This is a genomic window from Polaribacter huanghezhanensis (assembly GCF_030444335.1).
GTDB classification, from domain to species: domain Bacteria; phylum Bacteroidota; class Bacteroidia; order Flavobacteriales; family Flavobacteriaceae; genus Polaribacter; species Polaribacter huanghezhanensis.
In genome coordinates, this window is the sequence record NZ_CP128595.1 from 151589 (window position 1) to 166700 (window position 15112).

17 protein-coding genes are annotated in these 15112 nt (G+C 32.0%); 12 read left to right on the plus strand and 5 right to left on the minus strand.

The annotated features are described in order from the left end of the window. Nucleotides 1-3: 3 nt before the first annotated feature. Both KCTC32516_RS00725 and KCTC32516_RS00730 read right to left on the minus strand, forming a co-directional pair. Nucleotides 4-1392 carry a pyridoxal phosphate-dependent decarboxylase family protein gene (locus KCTC32516_RS00725; protein WP_301401330.1) on the minus strand — a complete coding sequence of 463 codons (1389 nt, stop codon included), beginning with the start codon at nucleotides 1390-1392 and terminating at the stop codon, nucleotides 4-6. Next, complete coding sequence (locus tag KCTC32516_RS00730) at nucleotides 1380-1961, minus strand: cysteine dioxygenase (protein WP_301401332.1); 582 nt, start codon at nucleotides 1959-1961, stop codon at nucleotides 1380-1382. Before KCTC32516_RS00730 ends, KCTC32516_RS00725 begins: the two co-directional genes overlap by 13 nt. Before the next feature lie 260 nt (nucleotides 1962-2221). Here KCTC32516_RS00730 and KCTC32516_RS00735 point away from each other — a divergent pair, with 260 nt between their 5' ends. The 3 genes from KCTC32516_RS00735 (at nucleotide 2222) to KCTC32516_RS00745 (ending at nucleotide 5636) form a co-directional block, all read left to right on the plus strand. Next, nucleotides 2222-2677 (plus strand): (2Fe-2S)-binding protein, encoded by a 456-nt coding sequence (locus KCTC32516_RS00735; RefSeq protein WP_301401334.1) that lies wholly within the window; start codon nucleotides 2222-2224, stop codon nucleotides 2675-2677. Between the two features lie 2 nt (nucleotides 2678-2679). Beyond that, nucleotides 2680-4872 carry a xanthine dehydrogenase family protein molybdopterin-binding subunit gene (locus KCTC32516_RS00740; RefSeq protein WP_301401336.1) on the plus strand — a complete coding sequence of 731 codons (2193 nt, stop codon included), beginning with the start codon at nucleotides 2680-2682 and terminating at the stop codon, nucleotides 4870-4872. A 149-nt stretch (nucleotides 4873-5021) separates the two neighbouring features. Beyond that, nucleotides 5022-5636: a nucleotidyltransferase family protein gene (locus KCTC32516_RS00745; RefSeq protein WP_301401338.1), complete on the plus strand. Its 615-nt coding sequence runs from the start codon at nucleotides 5022-5024 to the stop codon at nucleotides 5634-5636. Here the strand turns inward: KCTC32516_RS00745 and KCTC32516_RS00750 are convergent. Together KCTC32516_RS00750 and KCTC32516_RS00755 are read right to left on the minus strand one after the other, a co-directional pair. Continuing rightward, nucleotides 5633-7261, minus strand: a complete 1629-nt coding sequence (locus KCTC32516_RS00750) for a SulP family inorganic anion transporter (protein WP_301401340.1) — start codon at nucleotides 7259-7261, stop codon at nucleotides 5633-5635. The two genes, KCTC32516_RS00745 and KCTC32516_RS00750, sit on opposite strands and share 4 nt — an antisense overlap. A 48-nt stretch (nucleotides 7262-7309) precedes the next feature. Continuing rightward, entirely contained in the window at nucleotides 7310-7909 is a 600-nt protein-coding gene (locus KCTC32516_RS00755) for an NUDIX hydrolase (protein ID WP_301401342.1), read from the minus strand. Nucleotides 7910-7916: 7 nt separating this feature from the next. Between KCTC32516_RS00755 and pyrE the strand changes: the two genes are divergently transcribed. After that, nucleotides 7917-8558 carry an orotate phosphoribosyltransferase gene (pyrE, locus tag KCTC32516_RS00760; protein WP_301401344.1) on the plus strand — a complete coding sequence of 214 codons (642 nt, stop codon included), beginning with the start codon at nucleotides 7917-7919 and terminating at the stop codon, nucleotides 8556-8558. 8 nt (nucleotides 8559-8566) lie between these two features. Beyond that, the gene (locus KCTC32516_RS00765; protein ID WP_301401346.1) at nucleotides 8567-8956 is read left to right on the plus strand and encodes an SRPBCC family protein; all 390 of its coding nucleotides are present in this window, start codon (nucleotides 8567-8569) and stop codon (nucleotides 8954-8956) included. Here KCTC32516_RS00765 and KCTC32516_RS00770 read toward each other — a convergent pair. Continuing rightward, a complete protein-coding gene (locus KCTC32516_RS00770; RefSeq protein ID WP_301401348.1) occupies nucleotides 8953-9681 on the minus strand; it encodes a biotin--[acetyl-CoA-carboxylase] ligase in 729 nt (242 codons plus the stop codon). The two genes, KCTC32516_RS00765 and KCTC32516_RS00770, sit on opposite strands and share 4 nt — an antisense overlap. A gap of 87 nt (nucleotides 9682-9768) precedes the next feature. Between KCTC32516_RS00770 and rsfS the strand changes: the two genes are divergently transcribed. Genes rsfS through KCTC32516_RS00805 form a run of 7 tightly spaced genes read left to right on the plus strand, consistent with a single transcriptional unit; the run spans nucleotide 9769 to nucleotide 15080 of the window. Beyond that, nucleotides 9769-10140 carry a ribosome silencing factor gene (rsfS, locus tag KCTC32516_RS00775; protein WP_301401350.1) on the plus strand — a complete coding sequence of 124 codons (372 nt, stop codon included), beginning with the start codon at nucleotides 9769-9771 and terminating at the stop codon, nucleotides 10138-10140. 24 nt (nucleotides 10141-10164) lie between these two features. Beyond that, a complete protein-coding gene (ftsH, locus tag KCTC32516_RS00780; RefSeq protein WP_301401352.1) occupies nucleotides 10165-12126 on the plus strand; it encodes an ATP-dependent zinc metalloprotease FtsH in 1962 nt (653 codons plus the stop codon). Nucleotides 12127-12141: 15 nt separating this feature from the next. Further along, on the plus strand, nucleotides 12142-12732 hold the full coding sequence (locus KCTC32516_RS00785; protein ID WP_301401354.1) for an LUD domain-containing protein: 591 nt from the start codon (nucleotides 12142-12144) through the stop codon (nucleotides 12730-12732). After that, complete coding sequence (locus KCTC32516_RS00790; RefSeq protein ID WP_301401356.1) at nucleotides 12719-13528, plus strand: phosphatidate cytidylyltransferase; 810 nt, start codon at nucleotides 12719-12721, stop codon at nucleotides 13526-13528. Before KCTC32516_RS00785 ends, KCTC32516_RS00790 begins: the two co-directional genes overlap by 14 nt. A 14-nt stretch (nucleotides 13529-13542) precedes the next feature. Continuing rightward, complete coding sequence (locus KCTC32516_RS00795) at nucleotides 13543-14193, plus strand: phosphatidylserine decarboxylase family protein (RefSeq protein ID WP_301401358.1); 651 nt, start codon at nucleotides 13543-13545, stop codon at nucleotides 14191-14193. A gap of 1 nt (nucleotide 14194) precedes the next feature. Further along, entirely contained in the window at nucleotides 14195-14458 is a 264-nt protein-coding gene (locus KCTC32516_RS00800; protein WP_301401360.1) for an acyl-CoA-binding protein, read from the plus strand. Nucleotides 14459-14462: 4 nt separating this feature from the next. Beyond that, nucleotides 14463-15080 carry a YceI family protein gene (locus tag KCTC32516_RS00805; protein ID WP_301401362.1) on the plus strand — a complete coding sequence of 206 codons (618 nt, stop codon included), beginning with the start codon at nucleotides 14463-14465 and terminating at the stop codon, nucleotides 15078-15080. Nucleotides 15081-15112 lie beyond the last annotated feature (32 nt).

Consider the following 15112-nt stretch of genomic DNA (forward strand, 5'->3'; position numbering starts at 1 on the left):
CTCCTAACAAACAACTTCTAAAACTTGTTGATTTTTTTCTACAAAACTTTCCAATACTTTAAAGAAATTTAAAATATCTTCTTCAGTGTTTGTTGCGTTTATAGTAACCAACCTTATAAAAGTATCTTCATTAAAATCACCAAAACCAACAACGGTTATTTGGTGTTCGTACAACAACGTACACAATGTTTTTGGGTCAATATCTTTATAGTTAAAGCAGATAGAAATTGAATCTTCAGAACTATACAAGGTATAATCTGGATGATTTGCAACATAAGTCCTCGCAATATCTGCCAAATAAAATTGTTGGTCTACAATTTTTTCAATTCCATTTGTTCCGATTGATTTCCACAAGGTCCAAAACTTCAATGCGTCATTTCTTCGTCCACATTGAAAAGATGTTTTTCCTAAATTGAAATCATCCCCATCCGTTTGATACAAATAATCTGCATCATTGCTAAAAGAATCATGAAGATGCTTTTTATCTTTCACTAAAATAAGAGAACACGTCAATGGCGTTCCAATCATTTTATGCGCATTATAACTAAAAGAATCAGATCGTTCCATTCCTTTTAACAAATGTCTTTTTGCTTCACTAAAAATAACAGAACCACAATATGCGCCATCTACATGCAACCAAATATTGTGTTTTTCTGTAATAGTAGCAATTGCATCTATCGGATCAAAAGCTCCTAAAACAGTTGTTCCTGCCGTTGCATTTACAAAAGTTGGAATCTTTCCATTCTCAATATCAAGATTAATTTGTGCTTCTAATTTAGCAGGAATCATACGCCCTTTTTCATCAGCTTCTATATATCGAATATTCGCTTTTCCAATTCCGGCAAAACTTGCATTTTTCGCATTGGAATAATGAGATTCTTTAGACGTATAAACAACTAAAGACTTCGACATTCCGTTTTGTCTACAATCTGGATCTTTTACATCTCTAGCCATAATCAACGCCATATAATTACTCATTGATCCACCAGTAGGAAAAGTTCCGTTACTTTGCGATCCATAACCAATCATATTGCAAGATTGTCTAATAATTTCTTGTTCAATGCCAACTTGCGGACCAGCAACTTTATATGTGTACATGCTGTTATTTAACAAAACAGCCAATAAATCTCCTAAAACAGCTTTGCTTTGTCTTCCTCCAAAAAGTTGATTAAAAAATAAGTTTGTTGCTGTTTTTGGCGTAGTAATAAGTACTTCTTTAAGCACTTTTTTAAAGACGTCATCAACTAATGCGTCTTTATGAAGAGATAAATCAATAGTTTCGTATAAAACATCTGAGTCTATGCGTTTTGCAACTGGATGATTCTCTTCTTCGTTTAATAAAACTTCAACCAGTTCATTAAAAAGGATTAAATCATTACTTAATTCAGACATATATTGTTGTTCTTTTTTATGGTTGATTGTTGTACTCCTTTGACGGTGTCATAAGACATCTCCTTACAAACAAATTCATTTTTTTCTGAATCGTACACATTGCAGTTCTTAATTGGTTTTGCATACAAATGTAACGACATGCTTCGTTTGTTGGATGTGTTTTCCAAATTATGAAAACCCATAAAATCGATCATGTAAGAAACATCTCCTGCATTTAAGTTAGTCGTTTTAACAATGTCTAACTCTCCCCTTTCGCTTTCGGTATAAATATGTTCTCTAAAAGTTCCATCAACAAAATACACCCAACATTCTTCTCCACCATGATCGTGAATTGCAGTAACTTGTTCTTTTTCCCAGCAAATTAGGATCAATTCAAAGTTTTCGTTTTCTGCAATACAGTTTCGAGTATAACAGGTTTCTGACCACGTTGCATATTTTTTAAATTCAGCAATTGGCAGTTCCATAGATTTTAAAATAGCAGTGTAATTCGCCCTCTCTTCTTCATCTAAAACCTGAATAAGTTCCGAAAGCTTTTGTAATGAGTTTTGAGTATTTTTTGTAGATTCCAAAGGATTTTGAATGTTTTTCGCATTAAATCAAAGGAAAAACCCCTGTTTTTAGCATTATTGCTAAGATACCTTTTTAGAAACTTTTAAACGAATAATTCAGAAAAAATCCCTTTTTAATTTTATTAGAATAGCTCAGGTTTACTTCAATTATTGTAAGGATTTTAAGAAACGACTCTTATTCTAAATAAGTTAAATTCAGTTAATTTTTCTGCTTTTTTCAAAAAAGTAGTAACTTAGTGAGCACTAAAAAAATCAACCATTTGAAAACACTTACAATCAACGGAAAAAACCACAGCCTAGAAGCGCAAGATGATATGCCTTTGCTATGGGCAATTAGAGATATTATTGGATTGACAGGAACAAAATACGGCTGCGGCATTAGTCAATGCGGTGCTTGTTCTGTTTTAATTGATGGAGAAGTAGTTCGTTCTTGCAGTTTGCCTGTAAGTTATGGACTTGGAAAACAAATTACAACCATAGAAGGAAAAACAGATAATCTTGAATATTTAAGAGAAGCTTGGGAAGAAATTAATGTTCCGCAATGTGGTTATTGTCAGTCTGGACAATTAATTGCTGCAACTTCTTTACTTAACAGCAACCCAAACCCAACAGACCAAGATATTGATGACGCCATGAGTGGTAATATTTGTAGATGCGGAACCTATCCAAGAATTAGAAAAGCAATTCACACTGCTGTAAAACTTAAAAACAAATAGATATGGAAGGTATGCAAAACATGAGCCGTAGAAATTTCGTGAAAGTTTTTGGTTTGGCTTCAGGAGGATTAATTATTGGATGTCAATTTATCTCAGAAAATGAAATTGTTAGAATTGATGACGGAACCACTTTTACTCCGAATTTATTTATACAATTAAAAAAAGACGGAAAATTAATTTTAGTCTGTTCTCGTTCAGAAATGGGACAAGGAATTAGAACCTCTTTGACTTCTGCTATTGCAGATGAAATGGATGCTGATTGGAAGTATGTTTCTGTAGAACAAGCAACTGGAGATAAAAAATTCGGAAATCAGAATACAGATGGTTCTCGTAGTGTAAGAACTATTTTAGAGCCGATGCGTAAAATGGGCGCAACTGCAAAAGCAATTTTAATTAGTGCTGCTGCAAAAAGATGGCAAGTTTCTGAATCAGATTGTACAGCAGAAAATCATTATGTCATCAATAAAAATAATGACAAAAAACTCTTTTTTGGTGATTTAGTTGAAGATGCAATGCAAATTGATATTCCTAAAGACATAAAACTTAAAGACAAAAAAGACTTTAAATATATTGGTAAATCTTTAAAAAGCATTGACATCAATCATTTTACACATGGTTCTGCCATCTACGGATTGGATGCTCGTTTGCCAAACATGAAATTCGCAACCGTTGCTCGTTGTCCGTCTGCTTTTGGAACTGTAAAAAGCGTTGACAAAACCAATGCTCTTAAAGTTGCTGGTGTTGTAGATATTATTGAATTAGAACAAGTAAAAAAACCTTTCGGAATGTTTGGCGGAGTTGCAGTAATTGCTACAAACACTTGGGCGGCAATACAAGGAAAAAATAAATTAGACATTACTTGGAATAACGGTAGAAATGGAAAATACGACAGTAAAAAGTACATGCAAAAAATTACCAATCGTGTCCATAATAAAGCAAAAGTTGTTCCGCCAACAACAGGAAATGTAAATGAGGCTTTTTCTAAAGCTTCTCAAATTGTTGAAGCAACGTATCAATTACCACATTTGGCACATGCACCAATGGAAACACCAAATGCTTTGGCTTGGGTTCATGATGGAAAATGTGAAGTTTGGGCGCCATTACAAGATCCACAAACTGCAAGAGATGATGTGGCTGCATATTTAGGAATAGACAAAGAAAATGTAACCATTAATGTTACTTTTTTAGGCGGTGGATTTGGACGGAAATCAAAACCAGATTTTGTAAATGAAGCTGTTGCCTTGTCTAAAAAAATGAATGCTCCAGTGCAAGTAGTCTGGACACGAGAAGATGATGTTCAAAATAGTTATTATCACGCTACAGATGCACAATATTTAAAAGCATCCTTAGATAAGAATGGGACAGTAACAGGTTGGTTACACAGAACTGCATTTCCTTCTATAAACTCAACTTTTATGCCGGGTGTAGATTATGCTGCTGGTTGGGAAATTGGTCAAGGAATGAATAACAACCCTTTTGAAATTGAAAACACCCGTTTTGAAAATGCCAAAGCAGAAGCATATGTTAGAATTGGCTGGCTGCGTTCTGTTTGTTCAGTTTTTCATAGTTTCGGAATCAATTCTTTTATAGACGAATTAGCAGATAAAGCGAAAAAAGATCCGTTACAATTTAAATTAGATTTAATTGGTAAAGACAGAATCAGAAAAGAAAACTCTCCGCATCCATTAAACACAAAACGTTTAAAAAATGTGATGAACATTGCTGCAAAAAAAGCTGATTGGGGAAGAAATTTACCGAAAGGACATGGCTTAGGAATTGCCTTTTATTATAGTTTTTATAGTTATGTTGCAACTGTTGTAGAAGTTTCTGTAATCAACAACAAAGTAAAACTCCATAACATTTGGACCGTTTTAGATTGCGGTATGATCCTTAACAAAGACAATGTACTAAACCAAATGCAAGGTGCTGCCGTTTTTGGAACATCAATTGCTTTATATGGAAAAATTACGGCGAAAGACGGAGCTATAGAGCAAAGTAATTTTCACGATTATAAAATGGCAAGAATGAATGACATTCCGCCAATTGATGTAACTCTTGTAGAAAGCGATGAAGCTCCAACCGGAGTTGGAGAGCCGGGAGTTCCGCCAATTGCACCAGCAATTGTAAATGCAATTTTTAATGCAACAGGAAAAAGATATCGTTCTTTACCATTGTCTGATCACGGCTTGGTATAATTACAACACAATGTCATTTCGAGTGATTTTCTGTCAGATTGAGCGCAGCCGAAATCAAAGAAAATAGTATCGAGAAATCTCTCAATAGTTCTCGATACAAATTTCATTTTTTATCAAAAAGGAAATTCACTCGAACTGATCAATTTTACATGAAAAAAGAAACAGTTCTTATTATTCTTGCAGGCGGAAAATCATCTAGAATGGATTTCCCAAAAGGCTTGTTGAAACACAAGAATCATTTTTGGATACTTTCTCAAATGGAATCTTTTATTGGAGAAAAAATTACTATTGGATTAGGTTTTGATTATCAATTGTATTTTGATGCCATTCCTTGGCTAGCAAAAGCTGTTGAAAAGCCACAAAATTATCAACAGAAGATAGTGCATGTGGTTATTAATAAAACTCCAGAATTTGGATTGTTCTCTACAGTACAATCTGTTTTGAAAACTCTCGATACAAATCATCAAGCAGTCATTTTACCGATTGATGTTCCATTATTAAAATCATCAGAATTGAAAAAAATTATTGATACAGAAAATGAAATTGTCATTCCGACTTACAACAACAAAAACGGGCATCCAGTGAAATTAGCTCCAAAATTCTGGAAATCACTTTTAGAATTAAATATAACCGATAAAAACTCCAGATTAGATCTTCAAATCAAAAAAAGAAATGCATCAAAAATTTCATTGGTAGAAATTAATGATGCATCTATTTTAAAAAATTTAAACACGCCAAAAGATTGGCAAGCATTTACTTCTTAAAATTTATATTCTGACAATGGTTTTGTAAAATCTTCTGGATTTGCAGCCAAATGATACCGTGGATCATCAATTGCTTCTTCTATAATTCCGGCAAAAATTGGACTTGACTTATACAATAAAACCTTACAATCTTCACTTAAATGTTTTAACACAATCGATTTTCCTTCTGCTTGGTATTTTTCTACCAAGGCAAAAATTGCTTCAATGGCAGAATGATCGCTAATTCTAGCTTCTACAAAATCAATTTCTATATGTTGTGGATCATTTTTAACATCAAACTTATCGTTAAATGCAGAAATACTTCCAAAGAATAATGGCCCCCAAATTTCGTATACTTTTGTTCCGTCTTCTTTAAGACGTTTTCTTGCTCTAATTCGTTTTGCATTTTCCCAAGAAAAAACCAACGCACTTACAATAACTCCAGCTAAAACAGCAATTGCCAAATCGAAAATTACTGTTAAACCAGAAACCAATATCAATACAAAAACATCGGTTCTTGGTATTTTATTTAAAATTCTAAAACTAGACCAAGCAAATGTTCCGATTACGACCATAAACATTACTCCAACTAGCGCTGCAATTGGAACTCGCTCTATATAAGAAGATGCAAAAACGATAAAAATAAGCAACATAACAGCTGCTGTAATTCCAGATAATCTTCCTCTTCCACCACCTTTTATATTGATAATTGATTGTCCAATCATTGCACAACCTCCCATTCCACCAAACAAACCGGTAAGCATATTTGCACTTCCTTGCGCCACACATTCTCTATTTGTGTTCCCTCTGGTTTCTGTTAAATCATCAATTAAATTCAAGGTCATTAACGATTCAATCAAACCGATTGCTGCTAAAATTAAAGCGTATGGAAAAATGAATTTCAAGGTTTCAAAATTCATTGGGATTTTAGAAAATGTTTCTAAATGCAATGTTGGTAATCCACCTTTTAAGCCTTCTCCTCCACCATCTCTAATAAATGAACCAACGGTTGCAACGTCTAAGTTTGCAAAAATTACAATTCCGGCTACAACCAAAATAGCAATGAGGGCTTCAGGTAATTTTTTGGTTACTTTTATCTTTGGCAATCCCCACATAATAAGCATCGTTAATAAAACCAAACCAACCATATACCACAAACTATTCCCTTCTAACCAAACTTTTTCGCCATTTACAGTTGACTTAAACATGCCCAATTGTGCTAAAAAGATGACAATTGCCAATCCGTTTACAAATCCCATCATTACTGGGTGCGGAATCAATCTTACAAACTTTCCTAATTTAAAAACTCCAGCAGAAATTTGTATCAATCCCATTAAAATTACGGTTGCAAATAAATAGTACAATCCTAAATTTTCATCAGGACTTCCCATTGCATTTCCTTCAGAAACCAAGCTCACCATTACAACAGCCAAAGCACCTGTTGCTCCAGAAATCATTCCTGGTCTTCCACCAAAAATAGACGTAACTAAACCAACCATAAATGCAGCATACAATCCTACTAACGGATCCACTCCGGCAACAAATGCAAAAGCAACAGCTTCTGGCACTAAAGCTAAAGCAACTGTAATTCCTGATAAGACATCATTCTTTACGTTTTTAACTCTTTTTCTAATAAATTCAGTCATAGTTTTGGTTGATTTTTGAAGTCGGCAAAGATAGGTTTTATTTTAAACTTATAACTGCTTATAAGAATCTAGAACCAATCTAATGTTTGCGTATGTATTCTGCATTGCTTCATTAACTTGAGCTTCATTTTTAAATGCTACTTTGGTAATTCCCTCTTCTAATTGTGGTGTTAATTTTTCTTGAAAATCTGTTTTCATTAAAAACCAATGGGTGATTTTTAATTGCTGAAGGTCATCCATAATAAACAAATGATACGTTATTTTTAAAGGATTTTCTAAAACCAAACCTTTCACTCCGCATTCTTCTTCTACTTCTCTAACAGCAGTTTCTTCTATGGTTTCCCCTTTTTCAATTCTTCCTTTTGGCAAATCCCAAAAACCAAGTCTATAAATAAAAAGTATTTCTTCCTTTGGATTTAAAACCAATCCGCCAGCGGCAGAAACTACTTTGAAATGGTTTTTAAACGTTTTCCAATCTTTTTCAAGATTTGCACAAAATAAATTTACACCTTTAGAATTGCCTCTTTTTAGTTTGTGCAAGATTTCATCAATAACAATATCTTTAAAAATATAAACACGGTAATTGTTGTTTTTTTTTAATGAATCTGTTAAAATAATTGGCTTATCATTTACAAAAACTTTATACATTTGCAGCATGATTTTAAACAAAGATACAGCAAAAAAAACTGCTGAACTTTTATTGCAAGTAAAAGCCATAAAGTTAAATCCTTCACAGCCTTTTGTTTGGGCTTCTGGATGGAATTCTCCAATCTATTGTGATAATAGAATTACCTTATCTTATCCATCTGTTAGAAATTTTTTAAAAGAAGAACTTGCTAAATTAGTTGAACAAAAACATGGAAAACCAGATGTTATTGCTGGTGTTGCAACTGGTGCAATTGCAATTGGAGTTCTCGTTGCTCAAGAATTGGGTGTTCCGTTTGTGTATGTGAGACCAGAAGCAAAAAAACATGGACGTAAAAATCTGATTGAAGGTTACATTGAAGAAGGGCAAAATGTTGTTGTTATTGAAGATTTAATTAGCACCGGAAAAAGTAGTTTATTGGCTGTTGAAGCATTAAAAGAAGCCAATGTAAACATTAAAGGAATGGTTGCAATTTTTACCTACGGGTTTGAAATTGCTGACAATAATTTTAAAGAAAGTAATGTAGAATTAACTACCTTAAGTAGTTACGAATATTTACTAGAACAAGCGTTAGACAGCAGTTACATTTCAGATAAAGAATTAAATACACTATACGATTGGAGGAAAAATCCAAGCGAGTGGAATCAATAAAATAAACGATGAATTTAGAAAGCACAAAAGTTACCGTTGCAAAATCTTCAAAAGAAGTTTTTGAGTTTTTAATCAATCTTCAAAACTTTGAACAATTAATGCCAGAAAACACGCAAAAATTTGAAGTTGATCGAGATTCGTTTTTATTTGCTTTAAAAGGAATGCCAGAAATTAGATTGGTGTTAAAAGAGAAAACAGCATTTTCGAACATTACTTTAGGAGCTGCAAGCAGCAAATTACCATTTACTTTGTCTGCAAACATTTCAGAGTTAACTAATGATAAAAGTGAAGTTCAATTGTTCTTTAGTGGCGATTTTAATCCGATGATGGCAATGATGGTTAAAAAACCATTGACGAAGTTTATTGAGGTTTTGGCTGAAAATATTTCTAAACTTTAGACGAACGAAACTTCTTTAATGCCGAATTCCTTGATAGAATCATCTTCTAATTCAATTTGAAGTTTACCAATAGAAGAAACGTCAACAATTTTACCCATAAACAAAACGCCTTTGCTGTTTTTAAACATCGCAGGGATATTTTTCCTATACAAATGTTTTAAATAATTTTTCTTTAAAACATTTGTAGATGAATTTGTTATATAAGAAATTTGAGTTTTTAATTCAGCAATTAATAAATTTAAAAATTCATCAATATCTACTTCGGTTTCTATTTCTTTTAACATAGAAGTTGCATTAAAATTAGTTGGGAAATTTAGTTGATTTACATTTAATCCTACACCAATAATAGACGATTTAATTTCGTTTTTTTGCATGACATTTTCTACCAAAATACCACATATTTTCTTATTTGATGACAAAATGTCGTTCGGCCATTTAATTGCTACTTTAGGCATTTTATAGCTATTTAGCACATTCACAAGCGCAATTGAAACTGCATAATTAACCAAAACCTTATGCATTGCAGGAAAAGAATCAAACCTAACAAACACACTGCACAATAAGTTTTTATTGGCTTCAGAAAGCCAACTTGTTCCCATTTGCCCTCTCCCTTTTATTTGTTTCTTAGCAACAATAACTGTAAAATTTTCTAACAACGAAGATTGTGCCATTTCCTTTAAAAAAGAATTGGTAGAATCGATGGCATTAAGTTTGATTATCCTCATTTGTTAAAAATTCTACAAACATGTAGAATATACCGCAAAATAATCATAAAAAAACAATAACTTTGTTTTAAATATTAAAGAATTTTAATGACGATAAAAAAAATAGACACAGACGAGTTAATTGCTGAAATAATTAAAGGAATTGATGATGTAAAAGGAGAAGATGTTCAACTACTAGATTTAAGAGAAATTGAAAATACAGTTTGCGATTATTTTATTGTTTGTTCTGGAAATTCTAACACACAAGTTAAAGCCATTTCTGGTTCAATTCAAAAAGTTGTTAGCAAAAGCTTAAAAGACAAACCTTGGCATATAGAAGGAGAAATAAACTCTGAATGGATTTTAATGGATTACGTGAACGTTGTAGTTCATGTTTTTCAAAAACAAATTAGAGAGTTTTACGATATAGAAAGTCTTTGGGGTGATGCTAAAATAACAACAATTAGCGCAACCAATTAATCAAACAGTACAGAAAATTTACACATGAGTGATTCTAAAAATAGCAATAAAAAAAACACACCTAAGTTTAACTTTTACTGGGTTTACGGAGCAATATTTGTTCTTATACTAGCGTTTCAGTTTTTAAATTCTGGTGATGCTGCTTCTAAAAATATTTCAACAAATAAATTCAATGAAGTTTTAAATAGCAATGATATTAAACAAATTGTTATTGTTAACAGAAGTAATGCGCAAATCTACCTTACCGAAAAAGCGTTAAACAAAGAAGCGTATAAAAAATATAAAAAGACAACCGTTTTTAATCAGAAAGCACCTGCTTTTTCTTATGATTTTGGTGATTTACAAAATTTTGAAAATCAACTTACTGAGGCTAAAAAAACGCACAATTTAGATTTTGATCAAAAAAATATAGAACAAACAAGTTTTATGGATCAAATTTTCGCCTTCTTACCATTCATTATTTTAATCGCAATTTGGTTGTTCTTTATGAAGAGAATGTCTGGAGGCGGAGCTGGCGGAGGCGGTGGTGGTCAGATTTTTAATATTGGCAAGTCTAAAGCAAAACTTTTTGACAAAGACACCAAAGTAAAAACTACTTTTAAAGATGTTGCTGGTTTAGAAGGTGCAAAAGAAGAAGTGCAAGAGATTGTAGACTTCTTAAAAAACCCAGAAAAATATACTGCTTTAGGAGGTAAAATACCAAAAGGTGCCTTATTAGTTGGACTACCTGGAACAGGAAAAACATTATTAGCAAAAGCCGTTGCTGGTGAAGCTGGCGTTCCTTTCTTCTCTTTATCAGGGTCAGATTTTGTAGAAATGTTTGTTGGAGTTGGAGCTTCTCGTGTTAGAGATTTATTTAAACAAGCTGCACATAAGTCGCCTTCAATCATTTTTATTGATGAAATTGATGCGATTGGTAGAGCTCGTGGTAAAAACAGTATGACTGGCGGAAACGATGAGCGTGAAAACACTTTAAATCAACTTTTAACAGAAATGGATGGTTTTGGAACTGATGTAAATGTTATTGTACTTGCTGCAACAAACAGAGCAGATGTTTTAGACAAAGCATTATTGCGTGCTGGTCGTTTTGATAGGCAAATTTATGTTGATTTACCAGATATTAATGAACGTCAAGCAATTTTTGAAGTACATATAAAACCTTTAAAACTTGCTGAAAATGTAAATATTGAATTTTTAGCACAGCAAACTCCAGGTTTTTCTGGAGCTGATATTGCAAATATGTGTAACGAAGCTGCTTTAATTGCTGCAAGAACTGATAAAAAAGCTATTGAACATCAAGATTTCTTAGATGCCGTAGATAGAATTGTTGGTGGTTTAGAAAAGAAGAATAAAGTAATCACCCCAAAAGAAAAGAAAACAATTGCATATCACGAAGCTGGTCATGCAACCGTTAGCTGGATGTTAGAACACGCAGCTCCTTTGGTAAAAGTTACCATTGTACCAAGAGGACAATCTTTAGGTGCAGCTTGGTATTTACCTGCAGAAAGAATGATTGTTCAAACAGAACAAATGCTTGATGAAATGTGTGCTACTTTAGGCGGAAGAGCTGCCGAAAAAATTGTTTTTGATAAAATTTCTACTGGAGCTTTAAGTGATTTAGAAAAAGTAACGAAGCAAGCAAGAGCAATGGTAACGGTTTATGGTTTAAATGAAGAAGTAGGAAACATTACCTATTATGATTCTTCGGGTAACGATGCTTTTGTAAAACCTTATAGCGAAGAAACTGCTAAAAAAATTGATAAAGAAATTTCTAAAATGATAGAAGCTCAGTACATTAGAGCTATTGAATTGTTAAAAAATAATAAAGAAAAATTAACTATTTTAGCGGAGTTATTATTAGAAAAAGAAGTCATCTTTAAAGATGACTTAATGAAAATATTTGGAAAAAGACCTTTTGAAGAAGAAGAAATAATAAGAAAAGAAATTGTTATAGACGGAGAAGAAACAGATAAAAAAGAAGAATAATCTTATTTTAGCTAAATGAGTTTTTTTAAAAAGGTATTTAAATTATCATCAGAAACATCTGAAGATAAATTGGCGAAACAACAAGAAGTCAATTTATCTTTGGATGATTCTTTTGTACACTATTTCTTAGAAAAAGGCGGTAAATTTTTATACTGTACAAAGAAAGACGAAATTGAATTTCACTTACATAATATCATCAAAGAAAATGGTTGGAATGAATTAGTTTGTTTAGATAAAAAACTAAATGAACTAATAAAAAAAACAGACATTATTAGCAAATCTGATATTAATTATTCTGCTCCCTTTTTTACAACTTGCGAACATTTAATTGCAGACAACGGAGATATTCTTTTTTCTTCAAATCAAATACGAAGCAAAAGACTTGCATCACTTTCAGAGCACTTTATCGTCTACGCAACTACAAGTCAATTAGTTAAAAACACCGGAGAAGGTTTAACGGGAATTAAAATCAATTTTAAAGGCAATATCCCAACAAATATTAGTGCCGTTAAAAATTATTCTTTGCAAAAAAAGGATGATAATTTCTTAAATTACGGCAACAGTAATTCAAAAAACTTATATTTGCTGTTGTATGAAGATTTATAAAATGAGTCCCTTGTTAACCAGAAGCCTATCTGGTATCGTTTATGTCACTATCTTTTTAAGTGCTGTTCTTTTTTCAAAATTTACTTTTATAGCTTTAGTTTCTATCTTTGCTATCTGTTGTATTTTTGAGTTTCACAAGCTTATTTTATTCAAAAATGTGATGCCATATATTGTTTTTATTGGACTTACTTTTTTTTTAGTCCGCAATCCAACTAGCAAAATTATAATTCCTATACTCGCATTAACTCTATTAGCTTCTTTACAACTCATTTACAGACTGTATTCTAAAACCAAGTTACAATCTTCTAGGTTAGCAGAAAAACTAGATATTTCAATTAGATATATCGTCTTTTCATTTTGTCTTTTAATCTTATTACCTTATCAAAATGGCGAATATGAATCTCTTATCTTAATAAGTATTTTAATTCTTATTTGGGTGAATGATAGTTTTGCTTTCTTAGTTGGAAAAAACTTTGGAAAGAACAAGCTTTTTCAAAGTGTTTCGCCCAAAAAAACAATTGAAGGTTTTATAGGAGGTGTATTATTCTCTATTATTGCTAGTGTAATTATCGCATATAAAACAGAACTTTATTCGGTTTTAGACTGGGTAATCATCGCTTTAATTACTTCTATTATTGGCTCGATTGGCGATTTGGTAGAATCAAATTTTAAAAGACACGCTGCTGTAAAAGACAGTGGCAACATTATGCCAGGTCATGGTGGCTTATTAGATCGATTAGATAGTTTAATCTTTGCGATTCCTTTCTTATATTTGTATATACATTATATTATTTAAAATTAGCAGTTCTTATGTTTCACAAAGAAGGATTTAAAATTATTACAATAACATCTTTAATTATTGTAGCTGGAATCTTATTAGCAGATAAATTTATTGAGATTTCTTGGTTGCAAAAAGCAATTCAAATTACATTAATTTTCCTATTTATAATTGTACTTCAGTTCTTTAGAAATCCAAGAAGAAATACTGCTATTAACGATGGTCAAATTATTGCTCCGGTTGATGGAAAAGTTGTTGTAATTGAAGAAGTTTTTGAACCAGAATTTTTTAAAGACAAAAGAATACAAGTTTCTATTTTTATGTCTCCTTTAAACGTACACGTTACACGTTATGCGTTAAGCGGAATTGTTAAGTACAGCAAATATCATCCAGGAAAATATTTAGTTGCTTGGCATCCAAAAGCATCTACAGAAAACGAAAGAACTACAATAGTTATAGAAAACAACGTTTTTGGTCAAGTTTTATATAGGCAGATTGCAGGAGCATTAGCTAGAAGAATTGTAAATTATGCTAAAGAAGGACACGAAGTGGTTCAAGGAGCAGATGCTGGTTTTATTAAATTTGGTTCGAGAGTAGATTTATTTTTACCTTTAAATACTAAAATTGATGTAAAAATTGGCGATAAAGTAAAAGGTGGAGAACAAATTGTTGCACATACATAAAATGGGTAAATCAATAGACATACAATTTCAAGAAGCGTATCAAACAGTTTCTAGTCTGTCTCAAGATCAATTTGCGCCAGACATTATGTTAAAACTGTACGCTTTTTACAAACAAGCTACCTATGGCGATAACAATCCAGAATTCATAGAAACAGACGAATTAGATTTAAGAAATGGCTTTAAATTAAATGCATGGATTCAACTAAGAGGCATGCCTATAGAAAAAGCAAAAAAAGAATACATTAACATTGTTAAAAAATTATAAGATCATGAAAAAATTATTTATAACAACACTTATATTAACACTTTCTTTTCAATTGACTTCTTGTAAGTCTGAAGTAAAAAAGAAAACAGTAAAAAAAGAAGTAGTAACAGCAGCTTTTTCATTAGAAACTGCAAATAATTCAATTGATTGGGTTGCCTATAAAACAACGGATAAACTTCCTGTTAAAGGGTCATTTAAAAAAGTTACAATCACTAAAAACGGAAATGGTGACACGGCAAAAGACGCAATAAATAATGCTGAATTTTCAATTCCTGTAAGTAGCGTTTTTACAAATAATCCTGATAGAGATGGCAAATTGAAGAAATTTTTCTTTGGTGTTATGGACAACACAAGTTTATTGTCTGGAAAATTAATATTGACAGATGACACAAACGGAATTGCATCAATAACCATGAATGGAATTACTTCAGATTTACCTTTTACCTACACAATAGAAGGAAAAGAATTTAAGCTAAATACAACCATGAATTTAGACAATTGGAATGCGCAGAATGCTGTAAGTTCTTTAAACGTTGTTTGTAAAGATTTACACAAGGCGGCAGACGGAATTTCTAAAACGTGGAGTGAAGTTGCCATCAACATTACTACTGTTTTTAAATAAGACACAAATAAATAGACACAGGCATAAAAAAC

Bases quoted from the DNA above. Each gene is read 5' to 3' on its own strand.
- KCTC32516_RS00800 (WP_301401360.1), top strand. From the start codon at position 14,195: ATGGGTAAATCAATAGACATACAATTTCAAGAAGCGTATCAAACAGTT.
- KCTC32516_RS00770 (WP_301401348.1), bottom strand. From the start codon at position 9,681: ATGAGGATAATCAAACTTAATGCCATCGATTCTACCAATTCTTTTTTA.
- KCTC32516_RS00790 (WP_301401356.1), top strand. From the start codon at position 12,719: ATGAAGATTTATAAAATGAGTCCCTTGTTAACCAGAAGCCTATCTGGT.
- KCTC32516_RS00740 (WP_301401336.1), top strand. From the start codon at position 2,680: ATGGAAGGTATGCAAAACATGAGCCGTAGAAATTTCGTGAAAGTTTTT.
- KCTC32516_RS00805 (WP_301401362.1), top strand. From the start codon at position 14,463: ATGAAAAAATTATTTATAACAACACTTATATTAACACTTTCTTTTCAA.
- KCTC32516_RS00750 (WP_301401340.1), bottom strand. From the start codon at position 7,261: ATGACTGAATTTATTAGAAAAAGAGTTAAAAACGTAAAGAATGATGTC.
- KCTC32516_RS00745 (WP_301401338.1), top strand. From the start codon at position 5,022: ATGAAAAAAGAAACAGTTCTTATTATTCTTGCAGGCGGAAAATCATCT.
- rsfS (WP_301401350.1), top strand. From the start codon at position 9,769: ATGACGATAAAAAAAATAGACACAGACGAGTTAATTGCTGAAATAATT.
- KCTC32516_RS00785 (WP_301401354.1), top strand. From the start codon at position 12,142: ATGAGTTTTTTTAAAAAGGTATTTAAATTATCATCAGAAACATCTGAA.
- KCTC32516_RS00765 (WP_301401346.1), top strand. From the start codon at position 8,567: ATGAATTTAGAAAGCACAAAAGTTACCGTTGCAAAATCTTCAAAAGAA.
- KCTC32516_RS00725 (WP_301401330.1), bottom strand. From the start codon at position 1,392: ATGTCTGAATTAAGTAATGATTTAATCCTTTTTAATGAACTGGTTGAA.
- ftsH (WP_301401352.1), top strand. From the start codon at position 10,165: ATGAGTGATTCTAAAAATAGCAATAAAAAAAACACACCTAAGTTTAAC.
- pyrE (WP_301401344.1), top strand. From the start codon at position 7,917: ATGATTTTAAACAAAGATACAGCAAAAAAAACTGCTGAACTTTTATTG.
- KCTC32516_RS00755 (WP_301401342.1), bottom strand. From the start codon at position 7,909: ATGTATAAAGTTTTTGTAAATGATAAGCCAATTATTTTAACAGATTCA.
- KCTC32516_RS00795 (WP_301401358.1), top strand. From the start codon at position 13,543: ATGTTTCACAAAGAAGGATTTAAAATTATTACAATAACATCTTTAATT.